This is a genomic window from Methanobrevibacter sp. (assembly GCA_022775905.1).
Taxonomy (GTDB): domain Archaea; phylum Methanobacteriota; class Methanobacteria; order Methanobacteriales; family Methanobacteriaceae; genus Methanocatella.
Genome location: JALFJX010000023.1, coordinates 1 through 20008 on the forward strand (window position 1 = coordinate 1; position 20008 = coordinate 20008).

Below are 20008 nucleotides of genomic sequence, written 5' to 3' on the forward strand. Positions count from 1 at the left end.
ATGACTCAAAGTATCAAAGCAAGATTTGAAATCTCCTTCAAAGACATATAGTCTCTTTAAACCTCTTGTATGAGCATGTATTTTTGCAATAGCATCACCAGTTCCACGAAGAGGTCTAAAACCAAAACTATTCGCTCCAAACTTAGCTTCCCACATTGGTTCTAATGCTAACTTACATATTTCTTGATATGAATGATTATATAGATTATTATTATAAGACTATTGATAAACTCCAATATCCTTCACCATTAGGACAATTATTAATCAGCAGATTACCATATGGCCTTAATGCTGAATATTTAGTTGATGCAGATTTATTGTGTTGTTATGTGTCATTTTTAAATAAAGAAGAATATGAAAATGAATTTTGGTCCCCATATACCTATGTCTACAAAGGAAGATGTGTCCAATTTGAGATGTTTAGAAAATTAACTTCTAAAAAATATTTTGATGACGTTAAAGGAATCTTTGATGTTGAGACAATTGAAGAATTTAAAACAAAAGTTAAATCAACCAATGATTCCTATCTCGGTCGAGGAAAAATGAAATTGGGCAATTCATTTGAATGTGTACGCCCTATTGAAGATTATATAGATTTAAATAAAATTGGTTGTGAAAGATAAAGACAAATAAATAAAATATGAGGCATAATACAATGGTTAATGAATCTTTTTATTTAGAAATAAGGAATTTAATAGCTAGTAAAACTGAAGGCAATATTGGGATTTTAAAAGAGAACCTCACAAAGATAATAAAACATTAGTACATGATATTTTATGTCTAGCCAATGCGAAACATGATGGCAACCGGTTTTTAATCATTGGTGTTGATGACCCATCAGAAGATTGCAAAATCATTGGTTTAGATGAAAAAACTGCAAAAAGAAAAAAGAAGCTGATTTAAATGATATATTGAATAATATAGAATTTAGTGGTGGAAATATCCCTATTGTTAATGTTCGCACATTGAATATAGATAATAAAGAAATTGATGTTATAATAATAAAACTCAATACTTTCACCATTTTTGTCAGTGTAGCTATGTAATTTTGGCACTGGAATTAAAAGTCTGCCGCCATCACAATAAGCATACTCACATTGAAAAATGACATTAGAATTATATTTAAATAATATATTGCCGTACAGAAGAGAATTATCTAATAAAATGTGTTGAATGGTTCTACATAATCACTTTCATTAAATTCTGTTAATTCAATTGAAAATTCGGGCACTGGTTTATACAAGGCAGTTTCTTTTGTTTCAAATTCATCCATCCAATTATCAATATCATTTAGGTAGAATTCAAATCTCTCTTCAACATCTAAATTAAGACCAAAACGTTCTTTCCACATATATTCAATATCTGCAAAATTCGCATTCTTGTCTTTAGGAGTATTTCTATCATCTGTTCTTGTATAAATGTGATAAGCTTTTACAATACCATAATTCTTTTCTAAATAGTAAGGTTTATTTTTAGTATTTTTTATTATTACAATTTAGATGCAATTGAAGGTAAATTCGCAAAATTAATAAGTAAAAACAGTTTTGATTTTAGAGGTAGGATTCGTAGCTTCCCATTTATTGTAGTGAAAAATGAAACCATGTTAAATAAATTTGTGGAATATTTAACAGATAATATAAATAAATCAGACATTCCTTCCAACACAATGTTCAATACAGGAGACCCTAATATACCTCTCCCGTGAATTTAGATAGTTTAGTGTATATTGAATCAATATTTGACGAATGAATATCAGATTATGAAAAGGTTTAAGTGGAGATTTATTTTATTATCTCCATTAACACTATTGAAGATTTTCCCAATAAAATTCATTGATTGAAAACTATGCCTAGAGATTTTATCAATCCTTAACAATTAAACCATTCCCCTCTGCAAGATTTCCTTAGCAATCTAGCGAATGTCAATTTTAAAAGCCCATAAAATCAAAGTCAATTTCTGCTCCTAAGATAGATTATTATCCTATCTACAAGTGCAATATTAACATTAATTTTATCCATTCTATTTTTCAAAATACCCTCAGTATAACCATCAAACTTAACCACATACGAACATTAGTTATAGTTTTATTAATCACCGAACAAAGAACATCTGGAAGATTAATGTCAATATTGATTCCATCAGTTCTAGACTGCCTTTAATTCTCTCCCCCAATAACTATGATTAGTGTTGTACTGTTCACCCTATTGTTCAATAATCTAATTTTAATATAATCCATAAGTCCAGTATCATCATCTAAACATTTAATGTAAACATTTATTTATTATAGTTCTTATTATATATAATGCAACATATTTCTAGAATAGGCTAAAAAAAAGTTGAAAAGAATGAATTTACTAGATACCATTATCTAAAATCTTTTCAAGATTTTCAAATTCCAAAATTCCTATTGATTTTTAAGAGATATTATCCACTGCATACACAATGTATATTCTATTTTTGAAAAATCTTATGTAAGATCTTTAAACGAATTCTATCGTGAAAGATTATCAAAGGTTTGTTAATTATCTTTCAAGAATTGATTTAACTTGAAAAATAGTTTCATATTTTAATTATAAATGTAAGACATAGAATTAAATTTTTAAGAGAATAACTATAATGTAAAATATTAAGTCATCAACTTAACATATATTGTATTATTCGTAATTGAGAGGGATTAAATGACTATTATTAAGCACATAAAAATAGAAAATTCGTTATATAAAATGAATAATGAAAGTTTTGAGGATAGATTAAATGATTTATCAAGAGTAAATATATTTGTTGGTGCAAACAATACTGGAAAAAGCAGATTTATGCGATCAATATTCTTTAATAATGGAATAACATTGAAATTTTTGCCAAATGATAAATTATTAAAAGAGTATTCAGAGAAATCTAAAGAATTCAAATCCTACGAAACTTCGATTATTAATCCATACTCAAATGAAAAACAAAAAGCTTATGATGATATAAAATCAGCATTGAAAGAAATTACCTATATTGAAGAATCCATCACCCCCTTGCCTGAATTAGTAAGTGTATATAAAACTAGAGTAAATAAGGGTATTCCCGATTATGAGCGTCTTACGATAGCATATATCAATCTTTTTGAAAAATTTTTCCCAAATCTAGAATTTAATGATCATTTATTTAAATATGATTTTTATAAAATCTATTTACCTTCATTAAGAGGATTAGTTCCCATAACTTTAAATGATGATAATCCTAATCATGAAATAAAAAAAGATTTTTATGCAGAACGAATTAAAAAAGATTATTTTTCAAATCATTCTGATATATTAACAGATATTTCTGATTTTTTAACAGCAAACATGCAAAATATTGATTCAGACACTCCAATACCCTTAGAGGAATTTGTTGAAAATTATATTTTTCCTAAAAATTCAATTATAACTGGGCAAAGATTTTACCAATATGTGAGAAACTATTTATTGGGAGATTTAGAACAAAGAGAAAGAATTAGGGAATATGAGTTATATTTATCTGAAACATTTTTTGACAACAAAAAAGTTGTTTTAATCCCAAAAGTTAATGATGATGTTTTAACTGTTAGAATTGATAATGAGGAGTATAAAATATATGAATTAGGTGAAGGCATCCAATCCATAATTTTAATAACATTACCTTTATTTTTATACTTAGAAAAATCAAAAGAAATAAATACAAATGTTCTAGTTTTTATCGAAGAACCTGAAGTGGGCCTCCATCCAAGATTGCAAAGGAAATTATTAGAAACATTATTAAGTCAAAGATTTGAAAATTATCAATTTTTCTTCACTACACATTCAAATCATTTTATGGATAAGGCATTCGAAAAAAAAGACATATCCATTTATTCCTTTGATAAAACTTTGAAGATTGAAAATAATTCCATTGCTGAATTTACAATCGAAAATGTTGGATTTAACCATTTACCAACACTAAAAAAATTAGGTGCGCTTCCATCTTCTGTATTATCACATAATTGTACTATTTTAGTTGAAGGAAGTTATGATATTTCACATTATAATTTTTATCTTGATTTATATCAAGATAAATTATTAGAATCTGGTGATATTTCAGTAAAGTTCAGATATGGCACACATTATTCTTTTTTAAGAGGAGGGGGTAAAGAAACAGCAAAAACTATTAGTGAATTTAATTCAATACAAAAGCAAAGAATTTTTACAATTTTAGATAAAGATGATAATAAAGATTATAAAAAGAATAAAATAGCTTTTGAAGATATGGGTTATAAAAACTATTGTATTTTAGAAGTAAGGGAGGTTGAAAATTTAATTTCAAAAAAAGTTTTAATTAAAATATTGAAAAGTTTAAGAGAATTAAGAAAATTAAATATTAAAGAAGATTTTGAAGAAGAAGATTATCAGAAGTCTAATTTTTATACTTTTATAACAGACATTATTATTCCCGATGAAAAACCTAATAATTTTTTTAATCCAGATACCTTTAAAAAAAAATTTGCATATAAAGAACAAGAATTTACAGAAAGTTTTGATGATCTTTCAGAACCCGCTAAAGTTCTTACTAAAAAAATATATACTTTCATTAAAGAAAATAATTCTTTGAATTTATAAAGTAATATTAATTACTAAAAATTTAGATAAAAATAAAATTATGTAATAATTTAGTTTGTGAAGGGAATCTGTTCTATGAGAACCTTCCCAAACATTCAACAATAAACTTAATTATAATTTATTACATAAGTTTAGAATAAAAATGTTATCAGTAAATAGACATAAGTAAAAGTTATTTCTTACGGGAACATCAACACATCCCCAACATTAACGGTTGCAATTTTTTTAAAAATCGAATAATGTTGGTTGTTTCGGCTCACTATATTTTTCAGATTTAACATCATGAAGATTATCTTTCTTTCTGATATGACCTATCAGTAACGGTGATTTTTCATCATGCCTTTTAATATTGCGTTTAGCTATTTCAGGTCTTCTGTTGGCGTAGCAATATTTGCAGTCACTGAAACATGTATTGTATGCTCCGATATCTCTTGACTGAATGCATTTGCATCCTTCACGCATTCCCTTGCCTTTAATATTTTTATAGGTAACATTATTTGCATGTTTCAGGATTTCTGCAGTTACACAGCTTGAAGTGTGGATATTATACTTCTCATAATTTTCTCTGCATGCACAAACTTGAGTGTAAAGATTATGGCTATCAGATATCTCACCGATTCCTTTCAATAACCTTTCCTTATCCTCAGCATTAAATGGAATTATCTTAGGCATGTTCTCTTCAACTTTCCGGTACATGTCAACAAAGCTGAATATGCATCTGTAGACATAGGGTGCAATTTCAAATGCCATATAATCAAATGTTTCGAGATGTCTTTCCATAGTATACTTTTCCGTCAGAAGTATCGGATCGTATCTCCACATTATCTTATTTCTGCCGACAATGCCAGACAGTTCCTTTAGAGTCTCAATGGATTCATCAATAGCCGGAACGTTCGGTTCTATATCCTTGCCGTAGCAGGTAATTGTATACTGGCAGAGAATATGGTATTTTTCATTAATTTCATTTATATGTTCCAGTATAGGTTGATAGTTTTTAGAGCAGAACAGAAGACAATCGACATCTTCGGGCTTTAGACTTAACCTGTAGACATCATCTTTGGAATAAGGATTTCTTGAATACGCATATTCCTCTTCAAGCCGGTTCAAGAGCCATGGAGTGTAATAGTTCACTATGTCTGTTCTTCCGCCAACGTTTATTATCATCTTATCACATACTATATTTTGGTTACAATCAAATTTTTAATTTGTGTTTTTGCCAGCATCATACTAAAGATTTTGATGATTAAATCTGGTTCATAACAACTGGATTAATTTTATACATCCACACATATTTATAATTTTTATCTGAATAACCGGTGAATTTTAACTTTTTGAACGGAAGTGCAAAAACTTTAATTACCCTGAAAAACAATAGTATAATCAGTAGTGAGAGAAAAGTAGTAGATAATTTAGTGATTGTTGGCATAATAATATCGAATTTGCAATGGGTCGTGAAAAAGATTTATTTGCAATAAATGATCGTTTTAGTGATTATTATGCATTTACAAAAGAAGCTTTTGAAGAACATAATCATACATTAACTGGAATGGGAATCAACCCTTACAGAAAATATAATATGTGCACCCCAATTCCTTCTGAAAGATATTTGATGCTTTATCATCATTTGAAATCTTTCAAAGATTATAAAAATCTTCATATGTATTTTCATGATTATCCTGAATATGGTATGTTCTCATCAGCATCACAAGTACAGTTAGATGTTTGTAAATATGATTTGGTGAAAACTATTAATATATTCTCAAAAATAGAGCCTATTAAAGCATTATTATTCTCAAATTCTGTATTGCTTGATGAAAATAAAAATGTAACCTGCTTTAGAGACGCATTGTGGGAATATTCAACTCATGGAGTAAATCCTCATAATATTGGTATGTATGATGTTGATTTTAAAAATTTAAATGATTTCCAATCATATTTGGAATCATTGAATATTTATTGTGTAATGCGTGATGGTGCTTATATTAATTTCCCATCAATGAATCTATTGGATTATTTCTCACATGAATCTGTGCGTGGAGAAGTTTATTCTAATGGGGAATATAAACAAATTGATGTTAAACCGTCAATTAATGATATTGAATATTTAAGACCATTTAAATTTATTAATTTAACATTCAGAGGTACAGTTGAGTTTAGAAGCATTTGTACACAACCAATTTCTGATTCAATGTCTGTTGCTGCGTTCCATTTGGGTTTAAAAGAAAAACTTGATGATTTAGATGAATTAATGTCTGGTGACACTTCTATTTATCAGAAAGGATTTACAGCAACTGAACTTAGAAAATTATTAATTCAAGATGAAATTCCTTCTTTCATTGATAAAAAGGAAATATGTAAATTATGTTATGATGTTGTGGATTTGGCTGCGACAGGACTTAAAGAAAGAGGAATTGGTGAAGAAGTGTTTTTAAATCCATTGTATGATCGTGTTAAAAATCATACAAATCCTGGAAAAAATATCATTTCTGTGATGCATAATAATGGAAGCATAGAAACAATTATAAATGAATATGGTAAATTAACAAATAATATTTAATTTTTTTGGGGGATATAAGTGGATTTATTAAATTTATCAAAATTATCTTCAGATGAAATTTTATCTGGCTCATTTGGTATAGAATGGGAAAGTTTAAGAGTTAAAGGGGATGGTGAATTATCTTTAACACCTCATCCTGAAGTTTTTGGTGATAAACTGACAAATCCGTTAGTTACTACAGATTTTTCAGAAAGCCAAATTGAAATAATAACTCCTACTTTTGATACTATTGATGAAGCATTCGATACTTTTTCATTAATATCAGATATTGTTAATTCTTCGCTTAAAGAAGATGAATACCTTTGGTTCCAATCAATTCCATGTATTCTTCCTTATTGGGATAAAATACCTATTGCGAAGTACTCTGAGGATGGAGAATCCTCACAGAAATATCGTGAAGATTTAGCAAAGAAGTATGGTGTTAAAAAACAGATGATTTCTGGAGTTCATTTTAACTTTTCATTTTCTGAGGATTTGTTAAAAAAAGTACAAGCTATTTATGGCAATGATTTGGATTTTAAAGAGTTTAAAAATAATGTTTATTTAAGAGTTGCTAGAAATTATTTGAGATATTGCTGGTTGATTATTTATTTAACTGGCTGTTCAATAGGATCTCATAAAACCTTTTCTAATGACTGTATCCATTTAATGGATGCTCAAGATGACTATGGTAGTTATTATTCAACAAAAGGACCTTCATTTAGAAATGCTTCTTGCGGATATAAAAACTTAATTGAGTTGTATCCTTCTTATAATTCTATTGATGAGTTTACAAGGGATATTGAAGGTTTCATTGATGATGGTGACTTATCACAGGCTAAAGAGTTATACACACAAATTAGATTAAAACCAAAAAATCCTAAGGATTTGTTAAATTCTTTAAAAAATGATGGAATTGAATATATTGAAGTAAGAACTTTGGATATCAATCCATTTTATAAATGTGGGCTTGTTAAGCATGATATGAAATTTTTACATTTATTTTTAATATATATGCTAATTAAAGATGAGTCTGATTATGCTGACTGGCAGAAAGAAGCAAAAATAAATGAAGAAAATGTTGCTGAAAAGGCTTATGTTGAATCAATGAGATTATTAAAAGATGGTGAAGAAGTCACTTTAAAAGAGTGGGCTTCAGATATTATTAATGAGATGTATGGAATGTGTGAAGTATTTGGAATATCTGAATCTCATACATTGGATTTAATGCTTAATCGTGTTTCAAATCCTGATTTGACTTACGGTAAAAGATTATTAAAATTAATTCAAGAAAATGGTTACATAAATACTCATAGTATTTTATCAAAAAATAATCAGAAAACCAGTATTAATAATTTACATAATATTGATGCTGACAAACAGGAAGAACTTAAAAAATATTCTAATGTTGTTTTAGTAGGTAAATAATGTGATAATATGGATTTTTTAAGACAAACTGAAGTAATACAATGGAAAGATGGTGAATATAAAACTATTAAAGAAAATAGTGTAGATGATGAATATACTTATTTGTTCATTGATTATTTACCTCCTCGTAAATTTTCAACTTATCCAGTTGATTTGGAAGATTTTGCTGTTGGATACTGTCTTGGTGAAGGTTTAATCAAAGATTATTCTGATATTGAATCAATTAGATTAGATGGAACAAATGTTTTGGTTTCAACCAATTTAAATCATGACCCTGAGGAGGATTTAGATCAAGATGGTATTGTTCAAGAGAAAAAAGGAAACTGTGAGCATGCTTGTGCATGTAGATTACTTGAATATCAAGGAGTAAATTCTGATAATGCTGGAGGAATCAGATCAGAGTTAAAAACTATTGAACCTAATACTTCAGATTTAAAAGTTAATGCTACTCAGATAATTAAGGATATTCAACATTTAACTGATGAAGCAAAAATCTGGCAGAAAACCGCAGGAGTTCATGTTGCACAACTTAAATTTGAAGATAAAATTATCATTAGGGAAGATGTAAGTCGTCACGTAGCAGTTGATAAAGTAATTGGGGCTGCTGCAAAAGAAGGCTATGACTTTTCAAAATGTTATATATCATATAGTGGAAGAATGCCTGCAGATATGTTAATTAAAGTAATAAGAGTTGGTATTCCAATAATTATTTCCAATGCTGCACCAGCATCATCTGGTATTGATGTTGCAAGTTTAGGTAATATCACAATGGTTGGTTTTGTTCGTGATAACAGATTCACTGTTTATACAGCACCTGAACGTGTCGAATTAGACAAATAAAAAAATTAGCATTTATTGTTAATGTTTTGGAGTTAATGAAATTTATAACTCCAGTTATTCTTTTTTTTAATAATTTTCAAAATAAAAAAATAAAAAATTAGAGTTCATTTAATGAAAATGAACTTAAATCGAGTAAATCGAATGTTAATATTTTTGGAGCAACAGTTACTTTTCCAACTCCAGTTATTGCTTTATAAGCTTCAAATGCTTCTAAACATCCAATTAAATTAGGTGTAGGTCCAATAACTGGTGGAACTCCGGAAGTTACTTTTTTTAATTCTCCAATAGTTTTATCATTTAATTCTTTACCAATTGAAGGTAAGTTAAATATTTCTTCGTATGTTTTGTCACTATTAGGTAAAAATACTGTAATTTGACCTAATGTTCCATGAATTGCTCCGTGAATGTAAGGAATTCCTTTTTCTTTTGCAGCTCTTGATACGATAACTCTGGTTAAAACGTTATCAAGTGCATCAATCACAATATCTGAATCTCCAATCACTTTTTCTATGTTTGTTTGATCAACATGTTCATTGAATGTTGTAACTTTAACATAGGGGTTTATTAATCTAACCTTTTCTGCTGCAACATCACTTTTGGTAAGACCTAAATCAGCTATTGTTGCTAATGTTTGTCTGTTTAAGTTGGATAAATCGTATGCATCTTTATCAACTAAAACAAGTTCTCCAATTCCCATTCTTGCAAGCATTTCAATGGTTTCCCCACCGATTCCACCACAGCCTATAACTGTGATTTTTGCATCTTTAAATCTTTGCTGTTCACTTCTTGTTACAATACTCATTTGACGGGAAGCAATTTCCCAGTATCCATCACCGATATATCTTGTTGGCATTTTTTCACCTATACGTTTCTTCTTATTTTTTGTAATGTTTCCATGAATTCATTTAATGCGATTTCATAATTTTCCAAATCATGTCCTTCAATTAATCCACTTTCAAAGATAGTAATATTATCTAATTCTATTTTATCACTGGTTTCGGAATTGATTTTTGAAAGTTGTTTTTTTGTATTTTCAAGGTTTATTGTAAATGGAAGTTGGTATGAAAATGATTCTTGATTATAATCAATACTAATGTATTCGTCATCATCAAGTTCTGATAAATTTAATGTAACTTTTTTAAAACCTTGCTTTTTTAATTCATCGTTTATTTGATTAAATTTATTGTCTTTTAAAATTTCATTTATGTTATCAACTTCAATTATACTTGTTTCTCCCAAATCCCTAACTTTTACAATTTCACAGTTGGTATTATCTAGAATATAATTTTCACAGTAACCTATTTTCTCAATTTTCTCATGAGTTGTTTGTGTATTTGTAGGTATTCTTGTTGCAAGGCAGGTTGTTGATCTTAAATATGGAATATTTTTATCATTTAGGTATTCATGAATTTCCTTTGAAGATAATTTCGCTTCAATGAATGGGGTTTTGAAATCTTTTGCATATGTTATAAGTATGCCTGGTCTGTCAATAACAAGATCACTTATATTATTTCCATCACAAATAAAGTCAAAACCTTCTTTTTTAGCTAATTCTTCAATTTTAGCATACATTAAGTTCCTACAAGTAAAACATCTTTTAGAATCATTTGCTAAAAAATATTCATCTTCATAAAAATTAATGTCAATAACTTCATGTTTTATTCCAAAGGATTTAGCAACTTTCTTAGTGTTTTCAACAAAGCCTTCAGGTAATAAATGGTTATCAATTGTAATAGCTATTGTGTCTTTTGCAACTTTTGAAGATAAATAAGTTATTAATGTTGAATCAGCACCACCTGAAAAACCGATAGCTACTTTTTTATCTTTTAAAATGTTTTTCACGATATTAATTTTATCATTTAAGTTCATTGTATCCCTATTAAAATAGTTAAAGAGCATCATTTTGATGCTCTTTTCTTAATGAGTTTTTAGATATTGTTTGTTTACAGGAGTTGTTTTTTTTAAACTCATTAAGTGTTTAATACATTTTTGATTTCAGAGACTATAAAACAATTTCGCAAGTTAATTGTTTTTTAATACCCGAGCTCATGGAAAAAAGCAAATCCCTTCAAAATATAACTATATAACAATAGTTATTTTTTTCCATGAATTAAGGTAGTATAGAATAATATATAAATGTTTTTATAGTGTATTGTGATTAAAATTTGATATTTGACAAATAAATTGAAATTATTTTAAACAGTGATACAATTTTTTAAATTTTTTTCAAATCTTTTGATAGAAAGGTTTATATTATTTTAAGATAATATAACAATTGTTAATTTTATTGGACGTGATATTTATTTACGATGTAATTGTTATTGGAACTGGTGCGGGAGGATCAACTGTAGCTAAAGATCTTGCATTAAATGGAAGAAAAGTTCTGATTTTAGAAAAAGGATGCAATCAAGATGATGGTAGTTATGTAAGTCATATGAAAAATAAAAAAATATATTTGGATAATCAATTGTCTGATGAGATAAGAAAAATTATGAATTTTTATCCTGGCCTTTGGATTTGACCAATATTGAGGAAGTGGGTGGAACAACAACCTCTTCAATAGGAAATGCATGTTTTTCATGTAGGGGATGTTACTCTAATTCCATTATGCAACAATTTGAAGATAAAAACTTAAACATCTTTGAAGAGCTTCTTGAAGCTAGTGGAGAGTTAAATGTCAAATATTTCCCAAAAAAATTATGGGGACATTCAACTCAATTAATTGCAGACGCAGGTCAAGAGTTAGGTTATATTGTGGAGCCAATGCCAAAATTCATTAACTTTGAAAAATGTAAATTTTGCGGACAATGTGTGAATGGTTGTCTTTTTGATGCAAAATGGGATGGAACCTATTTTGTTAAGGAAGCTTTAGAGTATGGTGCTGAATTAATTCAAGACATTAATGTATTTGAAGTGTTACATGAAGAAGGTAATGTTGTAGGTGTTGCAAGAATCAATTCCAATAATGAAAAACAAGTTTTCAAAGCAAAAAAAGTTATTGTTAGTGCAGGCGCATTAAATACTCCAATTATCCTAAAAAATTCAGGAATTAAAAATGTTGGACGTCAACTATTTTTTGACATGTTTACAACAATTAGTGGGTATCTAAAAGATGCAAATCTAAAAAATGAATTAATGATGGGTGTTAAAGCTGAATTTGGCCCATATTTCTTAACACCACATTATTCAATGCAATTGCTTCCATTGATGGAGAAAAAAGGAATTAAAGCTAAAGATTCTGATGTTATAGGATTAATGATTAAATTTGAAGATACTTGCATTGGAACAATTGATGAAAAAGGTAATATTTAGAAGACTTTGACAAAAGTCGATGTTGATATGATCAAGGAAGGTTATGATAAATCTATTAAAATATTATTGAAATTGGGTGTTAGTGAAGAGTCTATTGTTGCAACTTCTCTTAAAGGTGCGCATCCTGGTGGAACTGCTGCTGTTGGTGAAGTCCTTGATAATAACTTTGAAAGTGAAATTAAAGGATTGTACGTTTGTGATGCAAGTGTAATTCCTGAAGCTCCTGGAAGGCCACCAATTTTAACAATTGTTGCAATAGCTAAAAAAGTAGCAAAAATAGTTAATCAAAATATTTAATGGTGAAATAATGAGCTTTAATTTAAAATTTAAAGATATTGATGAAATTAGGGAATTAAAAAGTGAAAATTACACTATTAGGGATTTGTTAGATGAATTAGGGTTATCTGCTCAAACCGTTGTTGCAAAGAAAAATGGTGATTTAACTATTGAAGATAGTGTAATTGATGATGGTGATGAGATAACCTTGGTTCAAATTATCTATGGAGGATAGTTTTTTCAGATAAGTTTATATGCTGTTTGTATACTATAAAATTAATAGGGATTCTGAAATATAACAATTGTTAATTTAGTAATGTTTATTAATTACATTATGATATTAATAATTATAATTAATTTAATTAATTAATGGTGATTTATAATGAATAAAAAAATTACATTTATTTTAGTGTTAGCACTCGCTGCATGTTTAGTCATGGGTTCTGCTAGTGCTGGTATCTTCGACTTTTTAGGTGGCGGAGATGACACTGTTAAGATAGGTTACTTACCTTCTGATCACGATGCTGCATTATTTGTTGCTGATGCTCAAGGTTTGTATAATGATAGTAACATTACCACTGAACTCGTTCAATTTAACAACGGTGGAGACTTAATGACTGCTATGGCTAGTGGTGAGGTCGATGTTGGTTATGTTGGAATTACTCCTGTTTTATCTTCAATTGCAAAAGATGTCCCTGTAAAAGTTATTTCTTCTGCTCAAACTGAAGGATCAGGTATTGTTGTAACTGATGATTCTGGAATCAACTCTGCAGCTGATTTAGAAGGAAAAAATATTGCAACTCCTGGTGAAGCTTCAATTCAAAATGCTTTACTCGTTTACTACTTAAACCAAACTGGTTTAACCGTAGATGATTTAAATGTATCTGCAATGAAAGTTCCTTCTATGAATGATGCTTTAAAAACTGGTCAAATTGACGGTATTGTCACTTTCCAACCTTATGTATCCATTGCTGCAAATGAAAGCAATTCTCATGTATTAGCAGATTCTGATGAAATTTTACCAGACCACCCATGTTGTGTGGTTGTTGCTTCTGATGACTTCATCAAAAACCACGAAGATCAAGCAAAAGCTATTGTATCTATCCATGAAAATGCAACTAAATTCATCAATGAAAAAGTTGCAAATGGTAATGCTGATGAAGTTGTAAAACTCTTACCAGAAGACATCGTTTCTGATGCTGCTTTAGAAGCTGACTCTTTAGAAAACTTCCCATTCATCTCAGGTATTGATGATGATTTCAAAGCAGATGTTGATGCATTCCAAGAACTTGAAGTAAGTATTGGTCTTTTAAACAATACTATTCCTCAAGATAAAATTTACTGGGAAGCATAGTTAAATTAACTATGCTTTTTAACTTTCTTTTTTTAAAATTTCATATTTTATTCCATTAAGAGTTTCACATATTTTAATTTAGTATTCACTGTTATTGTTTATTCATTCTTTTAATATGTGTTATTGTTCATATTCTTTAATATTTTAAATAAAATATTGATTAATGATATAATTTATTAAGAATAAAATTAATACATTTAAATATAATGTTCATTGAATTATAAACAAATTTAATAAGATATTATACTTAATTAAATTGTAGCTTGGATTAAACTGAAGAATGATTGTTAAATTCAAAATTATTACTCAATTATGTGTTATAAAAGATGATAATATGTATATAAAGGAATTAATATTGATGCTGTTTTGAAATATTTCAATACTGATATCTTAACTTTGATTGATTATTATACTCGTGAGAGGTATATTGATTTCAAGTATCCTAGCTCTGAAAATTGGTATCAGATGTTTAAAAATGATGTTTATGATGGTGAAGAGTTTAAAGGTATAATTTTCACAATTTATGATATTACTGATATAAAACATAATGAAGCTAAAATTATTGAAGTTGAATCTCAATTTTTAGAACAGAATAAATTGCTTGCTGAAAAATATGATGGCATTGTGGACATTTTACAGGATGTTAACCATAGAATTAAAATTAATTTAGATTTATTGTTTGCTTTAATCAATGCTGCTAAACGTTATGATAAAGATGTGGATTTGATTGTAGATAATTTAATAAAGCATATATCTTTAATGTCATCTATATATGAAAATACGTATCAAAATAATTATTTCTCATTAGTTAATCTTTCAGATTTCATTAGGAATGTAATGCATTTGTATGATGCAGGTGATGTGGAGATTATTTATGATTTGGATGATGATATCAACATATCTATTGAAATTTTAACTCCTTTGAGTTTAATTCTAAATGAATTACTTTCAAATGCATTTAAACATGGATTATCTGGTTCTAGAGATGATAAACAATTGCAGTTAACTCTTAAAAAAGCTTCTTCAAATTCAATATACATGATAATTAAAGATAATGGTAAAGGTTTGCCTGATGATGTAAATATTTATAATTACTCTTCATTGGATTTGCTATTTCATATGCGTTGATACAACAATTGGATGGTAATCTAACACAAATTGAATCTGATGGTGCTGAATTTAAAATTGAGTTGTTATTGGAGTAATTAAACCACAGTTTTAAATAATGAACTGCCATTAATTCCTTTTGCATTCTTTTTAGCTCTAATGATATTCTCTAAGAATTTCACTTGGGACTCGAGGGATGTATCTTTTTTAGTTACTAATGCAATACTGACGCTCATAATCTGTTTTGTTCCAAGTTTATTGGGGCTTAAGTTATTAATTGTCATTATGTATTCATCACCTTTCTTATACATTGTTTTTGAAAGTTTATCAAATGATTCGATTATTTTCCTTGCAATCAACTCATCATTTTTTTCATTTACAATTATAAAAAAGTCATCTCCCCCAATATGTCCTATAAAATCATCTTTATCTCCATATGTGCGGATGGTTTTTTTAATTATATCACTTAATCCTAATATTGCTTCATTACCTTTTAAGAATCCATAATTGTCATTATATTGTTTAAAATGGTCTAAATCAATATACATTGCTGAAAAGGGTTTATTTGAATTAAATCTTCTTTGAAGTTCATTGTTTATTTGGTTGGAACTAGGGAGACCTGAAAGAGTATTACTATGTCTGTTTGCACTGGCAAGATTGGAAATTCTCTTTAAAAGTTCATAGCAATATTCTCTGTTCACTGGTTTGCTGATAAAGTATCCCATGTTCTTCATTATATTTACTTTAAATTCATCATCATTATTGCTAGAGAAAATGAGTATGGGAATTGAATTTAAATTGTTTGTTTGTATCTCATTAATAATATCAATTAATTCAATTTTGAGATTATCATCGTTTATAAGTATCATTGTGGATGAGTCTTCAAAATATTTGGTGAAATCAATATCTTTTGAAGTTGAATGAGTTAATTTAAAATATTCCTTATTAAAGACTATTTCATTTATTAAATTATACAAATCATAATTGTCATCAATAATCAATATGTTTGTTTTTTCCATTTCTGTTTCATTAATAGAATTCATATTATCGGGATTAAACTTTATCAAATGGTGTGGTATAATAACCAATCATATTATTTATTATTTAAAGCATTATTATAATTACTTTTTCCATTTTTTACAGATTAGTATTTTTCATATTCTAATCTCAAATCAGCCATTGCTTTTTTAGTTTTTTCATCTGAAACTTTATTAATAACTCTTTGATTTTCAATTAGTTTGTCCATATATGCTTTTCTTTTCTCGTCATCAACCATTTTGTATCTTGAGAAGTTAACGAGTGATTCAATTAAAGCAGACATTCCTCTATTGAATGCAGAAGCGTGATCATCATTAATTACTAATTCTCTAATTTTTCCAGTTATGAAATAAATGTTGTTGTCACCTTTGATAGGGAAATTTTCTGGTGTTTTAATCTCCACATCTTCAACATCAACAATAATGTAAGCGGGAGTATTTTTAATGATGGCTATGTCTTTATCATTAGTATAATATTCATCGTCTAAGCAATCTAGTGTAGCATATGTGAAAACTAGTGGATCTTGTGTTATGTTAACTACATATTCATTAGTATCTAAGATGTTTTTTAATGTTTTTGATCCCTCGAAGATGTGGCAGTGTACTTTGTCATCACCTAAATATTCAAATGCAAACGCTCCTGCATTTTTCACACCCTCCTTGTTTATGGTAGTTGTAATACATTCGTATTGTATATCTTTTTCAATGCCTATTTTTCCTAAATCAAATTTCATTTGAATGCACCTCTTTTTTCAAAATATCCATTTCCTGCATTTATTAACTTGATAAAAATGCCGGATAAGTTATTCAATGCCGCTTTGAGATTTTCATCATCAGCATTTTCAACTGCTTCGTCAATGCTTTTAGTATATTCTGGAAACATCACCATTCCATTTTCAAAGAATGGATCATATTCATTAATGTTAATTTCTTCTTGTGATAAATCATTTGATATATCTTCGTATAACTGGTTTAAATCGTTAAAACAATCATCAATATCAGATATTATATCAGTTACTATTTCATCATCTTCAATCTTTTGAAAAATGGAATTTAAACGAATCATAGAAATTGTGTATAATTCTAAATCAATTTCACCATCCATAATATCACCTAGTATGGTTATAATTATGAATTTAATATTTATTAAAGTTTAAAAAAAAGAAAAAGTAGTAATTTCTCATATGAGAAATTATAATTTAATTTTAATATCAAGTGCACTGGAACCTTCTTCGTAAACGAAGATTGGGTTAATGTCTAACTCTGATATTTCTGGGAAGTCTAAAGTTAATCTAGCTACTCTTTTAATAGCTTCTTTAACTTCTTCAACATCACAAGCTGCTTCTCCTCTGTATCCTGCAAGTAATTCGGATACTTTGGTTGAATCGATTTGTTCATCGATTTCTTGTGAACTCATACCTTTTGCAAGGTTGAATGAAACGTCTTCAATAAGGTTAACGTAGATTCCACCCATACCGAATGCAATCATAGGTCCGAATTGTTTGTCACGAATCATACCGACAATAACTTCTTCACCAGAATCCATCATTTTTTGTACTTCCACACCATCAGGTATAATGTCTGGATGTGCTGCTTTTGCATTTGCGATAATTTCATCGTAGGTTGCTTTAGCTTCTTCAGGAGAACTAATTCCTACTTTTACACCACCAATATCGGATTTGTGTAAAATTTTATCTGATGCGATTTTAAGTACAACTGGGAATTCCATTTCTTCTGCAAGTTCTGCTGCTTCATCAGCACTTGTAGATAATTTGATTGGTGCTGCAGAAATTCCGTATGCTTCAGCTACTGCATATGCTTCACTACCAAGTAAAGTATCTCTGCCGTCAGCTACAACTTTTTCAAAGATAGCTTTTACAGCATCTTTATCTACATCAGTAATGTTTTCAACAACATCATCGTAAATTCTGTCTTCAAGTTTTGCATATTCTGTCATTGCTTTGAGTGCAGTTACTGCAGTTTCAGGGAATACGTATGTTGGTACTCCATTTTTTCTTAAAGCATCATTTGCTTTTTCGAATGAAGGACCACCCATGTTTACAACAATAATTGGTTTATCAAATTCTTTTCTTTCTTCTAAGATTGCATTTGCAATTCCGTCTGGGTCTGCAGATGCAGTAGGACAAACCATAACAATTAAACTGTCCACTTCATCTTGGCTTAATACAATTTCTAAGGATTCTTTGTATCTGCTTACTGGTGCATCTCCTAATACATCAATAGGGTTTTTAGCACTACCTTCTTCTGTAACGCATGCTTGTAATTTAGCAGTAGTTTCTTCATCAAATTGAACGAGTTTTAATCCTGCTTTTTCCATTGCGTCTACGGTAAGTACTCCACCACCACCAGCATTGGTAATGATAGCTACGTTATCTCCTTTTGGAAGTGGTGCTTTTGAGAATGCTAAACCTAAGTCGAATAATTCTGCCATGGTTTCTACACGGATAATTCCAGATTGTCTAAATGATGTATCGAATGCAAGGTCACTACCTGCAAGTGCTCCTGTGTGGGAGGATGCAGCTGCTGCTCCTGCAGAACTTGAACCTGATTTGAGTACGATAATTGGTTTTTTACGTGCAGTTTCTCTCATGGTTCTGACGAAGTCTTCATCTTCGGAAATTGATTCTAAGTAACAGATAATAACTTTAGTTTCATCATCGTCTGCTAAGTATTGTAAAAGTTCGATTTCACTTACTCCAGCTTTGTTACCTAAACTGATAACTTTACTGAATCCAATTCCAGAAGTTACACTCCAATCGATGATAGCTACCATCATAGCTCCACTTTGTGAGATGAATGCCATATTTCCAGTTGGTGGCATCATTTGTGAAAATGATCCGTTCATTGGGGTATGTGAATCAGTGATTCCTAAACTATTTGGTCCAATAATATTGATTCCGTATTCCTTACCAAGTGCGGTTAATTCTGCTTCTAATTTAGCACCTTCTTCACTGACTTCTTTAAAACCAGCAGTAATAACTACCATATTTTTTACACCAGCTTCACCGCATTCTTTAACTGCAGTATTTACAAATACTGATGGAATAGTAATTATTGCAAAGTCTACTTTTCCAGGAACATCTTTTATATTTGCATATGCTTTTTTACCTAAAATTTCCCCACCTTTAGGGTTAATTGGGTATATTTCTCCTTTAAATCCATCATTGATAAGGTTATCAACAATGATATATCCAACTTTACTAGGAGTATTGGAAGCTCCAATAACTGCCACAGATTCAGGTTTAAACATTTTATTGAGATCTATCATAAGTTTTTCTCCTTATTGATTTTATCAAATTTATAATAATTTATAATGATAAATAATTAAAAATTTATACTGATTATAATTTATGTTATATTAATTATTTAAAGATATCCCAAATATTCAATATTTTCTTGTTAAATTGTTCTAATTTTTTTTATAAAATAAAAAAACACGTTTAATTAAACTTTTTAATTTTATTGTAATTTTGTATTATTAAACTTTATAACATAAGAT

Annotated in this window: 19 protein-coding genes; 11 read left to right on the plus strand and 8 right to left on the minus strand. The window is 28.8% G+C overall.

Annotated elements, in window-relative coordinates:
* Positions 1-188: 188 nt before the first annotated feature.
* Complete coding sequence (locus tag MR875_06470) at positions 189-623, plus strand: hypothetical protein (protein MCI6994478.1); 435 nt, start codon at positions 189-191, stop codon at positions 621-623.
* A 533-nt stretch (positions 624-1156) separates the two neighbouring features.
* On the opposite strand, the gene MR875_06475 is transcribed toward MR875_06470, so the two are convergent.
* Positions 1157-1351, minus strand: coding sequence for a hypothetical protein (locus MR875_06475; protein MCI6994479.1), 195 nt, complete (start codon positions 1349-1351; stop codon positions 1157-1159).
* 1372 nt (positions 1352-2723) lie between these two features.
* Between MR875_06475 and MR875_06480 the strand changes: the two genes are divergently transcribed.
* The gene (locus MR875_06480) at positions 2724-4598 is read left to right on the plus strand and encodes an ATP-binding protein (GenBank protein MCI6994480.1); all 1875 of its coding nucleotides are present in this window, start codon (positions 2724-2726) and stop codon (positions 4596-4598) included.
* Between the two features lie 225 nt (positions 4599-4823).
* On the opposite strand, the gene MR875_06485 is transcribed toward MR875_06480, so the two are convergent.
* Positions 4824-5705, minus strand: coding sequence for a DUF1848 domain-containing protein (locus tag MR875_06485; GenBank protein MCI6994481.1), 882 nt, complete (start codon positions 5703-5705; stop codon positions 4824-4826).
* Between the two features lie 337 nt (positions 5706-6042).
* Here MR875_06485 and MR875_06490 point away from each other — a divergent pair, with 337 nt between their 5' ends.
* Genes MR875_06490 through fdhD form a run of 3 tightly spaced genes read left to right on the plus strand, consistent with a single transcriptional unit; the run spans position 6043 to position 9402 of the window.
* A complete protein-coding gene (locus tag MR875_06490) occupies positions 6043-7155 on the plus strand; it encodes a hypothetical protein (GenBank protein MCI6994482.1) in 1113 nt (370 codons plus the stop codon).
* Positions 7156-7173: 18 nt separating this feature from the next.
* Positions 7174-8562: a glutamate--cysteine ligase gene (locus MR875_06495; GenBank protein MCI6994483.1), complete on the plus strand. Its 1389-nt coding sequence runs from the start codon at positions 7174-7176 to the stop codon at positions 8560-8562.
* Between the two features lie 9 nt (positions 8563-8571).
* Entirely contained in the window at positions 8572-9402 is an 831-nt protein-coding gene (gene fdhD / locus MR875_06500) for a formate dehydrogenase accessory sulfurtransferase FdhD (GenBank protein MCI6994484.1), read from the plus strand.
* A gap of 97 nt (positions 9403-9499) precedes the next feature.
* On the opposite strand, the gene MR875_06505 is transcribed toward fdhD, so the two are convergent.
* Together MR875_06505 and MR875_06510 are read right to left on the minus strand one after the other, a co-directional pair.
* On the minus strand, positions 9500-10255 hold the full coding sequence (locus MR875_06505; protein ID MCI6994485.1) for a HesA/MoeB/ThiF family protein: 756 nt from the start codon (positions 10253-10255) through the stop codon (positions 9500-9502).
* A gap of 8 nt (positions 10256-10263) precedes the next feature.
* Entirely contained in the window at positions 10264-11271 is a 1008-nt protein-coding gene (locus MR875_06510) for a 7-cyano-7-deazaguanine synthase (GenBank protein ID MCI6994486.1), read from the minus strand.
* A 424-nt stretch (positions 11272-11695) separates the two neighbouring features.
* Here MR875_06510 and MR875_06515 point away from each other — a divergent pair, with 424 nt between their 5' ends.
* The 6 genes from MR875_06515 (at position 11696) to MR875_06540 (ending at position 15472) form a co-directional block, all read left to right on the plus strand.
* Positions 11696-11923, plus strand: a complete 228-nt coding sequence (locus tag MR875_06515; GenBank protein ID MCI6994487.1) for an FAD-binding protein — start codon at positions 11696-11698, stop codon at positions 11921-11923.
* The gene (locus MR875_06520) at positions 11914-12714 is read left to right on the plus strand and encodes a GMC family oxidoreductase N-terminal domain-containing protein (protein ID MCI6994488.1); all 801 of its coding nucleotides are present in this window, start codon (positions 11914-11916) and stop codon (positions 12712-12714) included. The genes MR875_06515 and MR875_06520 overlap by 10 nt, the downstream gene beginning before the upstream one ends.
* 6 nt (positions 12715-12720) lie before the next feature.
* On the plus strand, positions 12721-13011 hold the full coding sequence (locus MR875_06525; GenBank protein ID MCI6994489.1) for a GMC family oxidoreductase: 291 nt from the start codon (positions 12721-12723) through the stop codon (positions 13009-13011).
* 10 nt (positions 13012-13021) lie between these two features.
* The gene (locus tag MR875_06530; protein MCI6994490.1) at positions 13022-13225 is read left to right on the plus strand and encodes a MoaD/ThiS family protein; all 204 of its coding nucleotides are present in this window, start codon (positions 13022-13024) and stop codon (positions 13223-13225) included.
* A 147-nt stretch (positions 13226-13372) separates the two neighbouring features.
* Positions 13373-14344 carry an ABC transporter substrate-binding protein gene (locus tag MR875_06535; protein MCI6994491.1) on the plus strand — a complete coding sequence of 324 codons (972 nt, stop codon included), beginning with the start codon at positions 13373-13375 and terminating at the stop codon, positions 14342-14344.
* 366 nt (positions 14345-14710) lie between these two features.
* Entirely contained in the window at positions 14711-15472 is a 762-nt protein-coding gene (locus tag MR875_06540; GenBank protein MCI6994492.1) for a sensor histidine kinase, read from the plus strand.
* Positions 15473-15549: 77 nt separating this feature from the next.
* On the opposite strand, the gene MR875_06545 is transcribed toward MR875_06540, so the two are convergent.
* From MR875_06545 to MR875_06560, 4 genes are all read right to left on the minus strand, one after another.
* Positions 15550-16494, minus strand: a complete 945-nt coding sequence (locus tag MR875_06545) for a diguanylate cyclase (protein MCI6994493.1) — start codon at positions 16492-16494, stop codon at positions 15550-15552.
* A gap of 101 nt (positions 16495-16595) precedes the next feature.
* On the minus strand, positions 16596-17222 hold the full coding sequence (locus tag MR875_06550) for a DUF447 family protein (protein MCI6994494.1): 627 nt from the start codon (positions 17220-17222) through the stop codon (positions 16596-16598).
* Positions 17219-17593, minus strand: coding sequence for a hypothetical protein (locus MR875_06555; protein MCI6994495.1), 375 nt, complete (start codon positions 17591-17593; stop codon positions 17219-17221). The genes MR875_06550 and MR875_06555 overlap by 4 nt, the downstream gene beginning before the upstream one ends.
* Before the next feature lie 87 nt (positions 17594-17680).
* Positions 17681-19777 (minus strand): acetate--CoA ligase family protein, encoded by a 2097-nt coding sequence (locus MR875_06560; GenBank protein MCI6994496.1) that lies wholly within the window; start codon positions 19775-19777, stop codon positions 17681-17683.
* Positions 19778-20008: the final 231 nt, after the last annotated feature.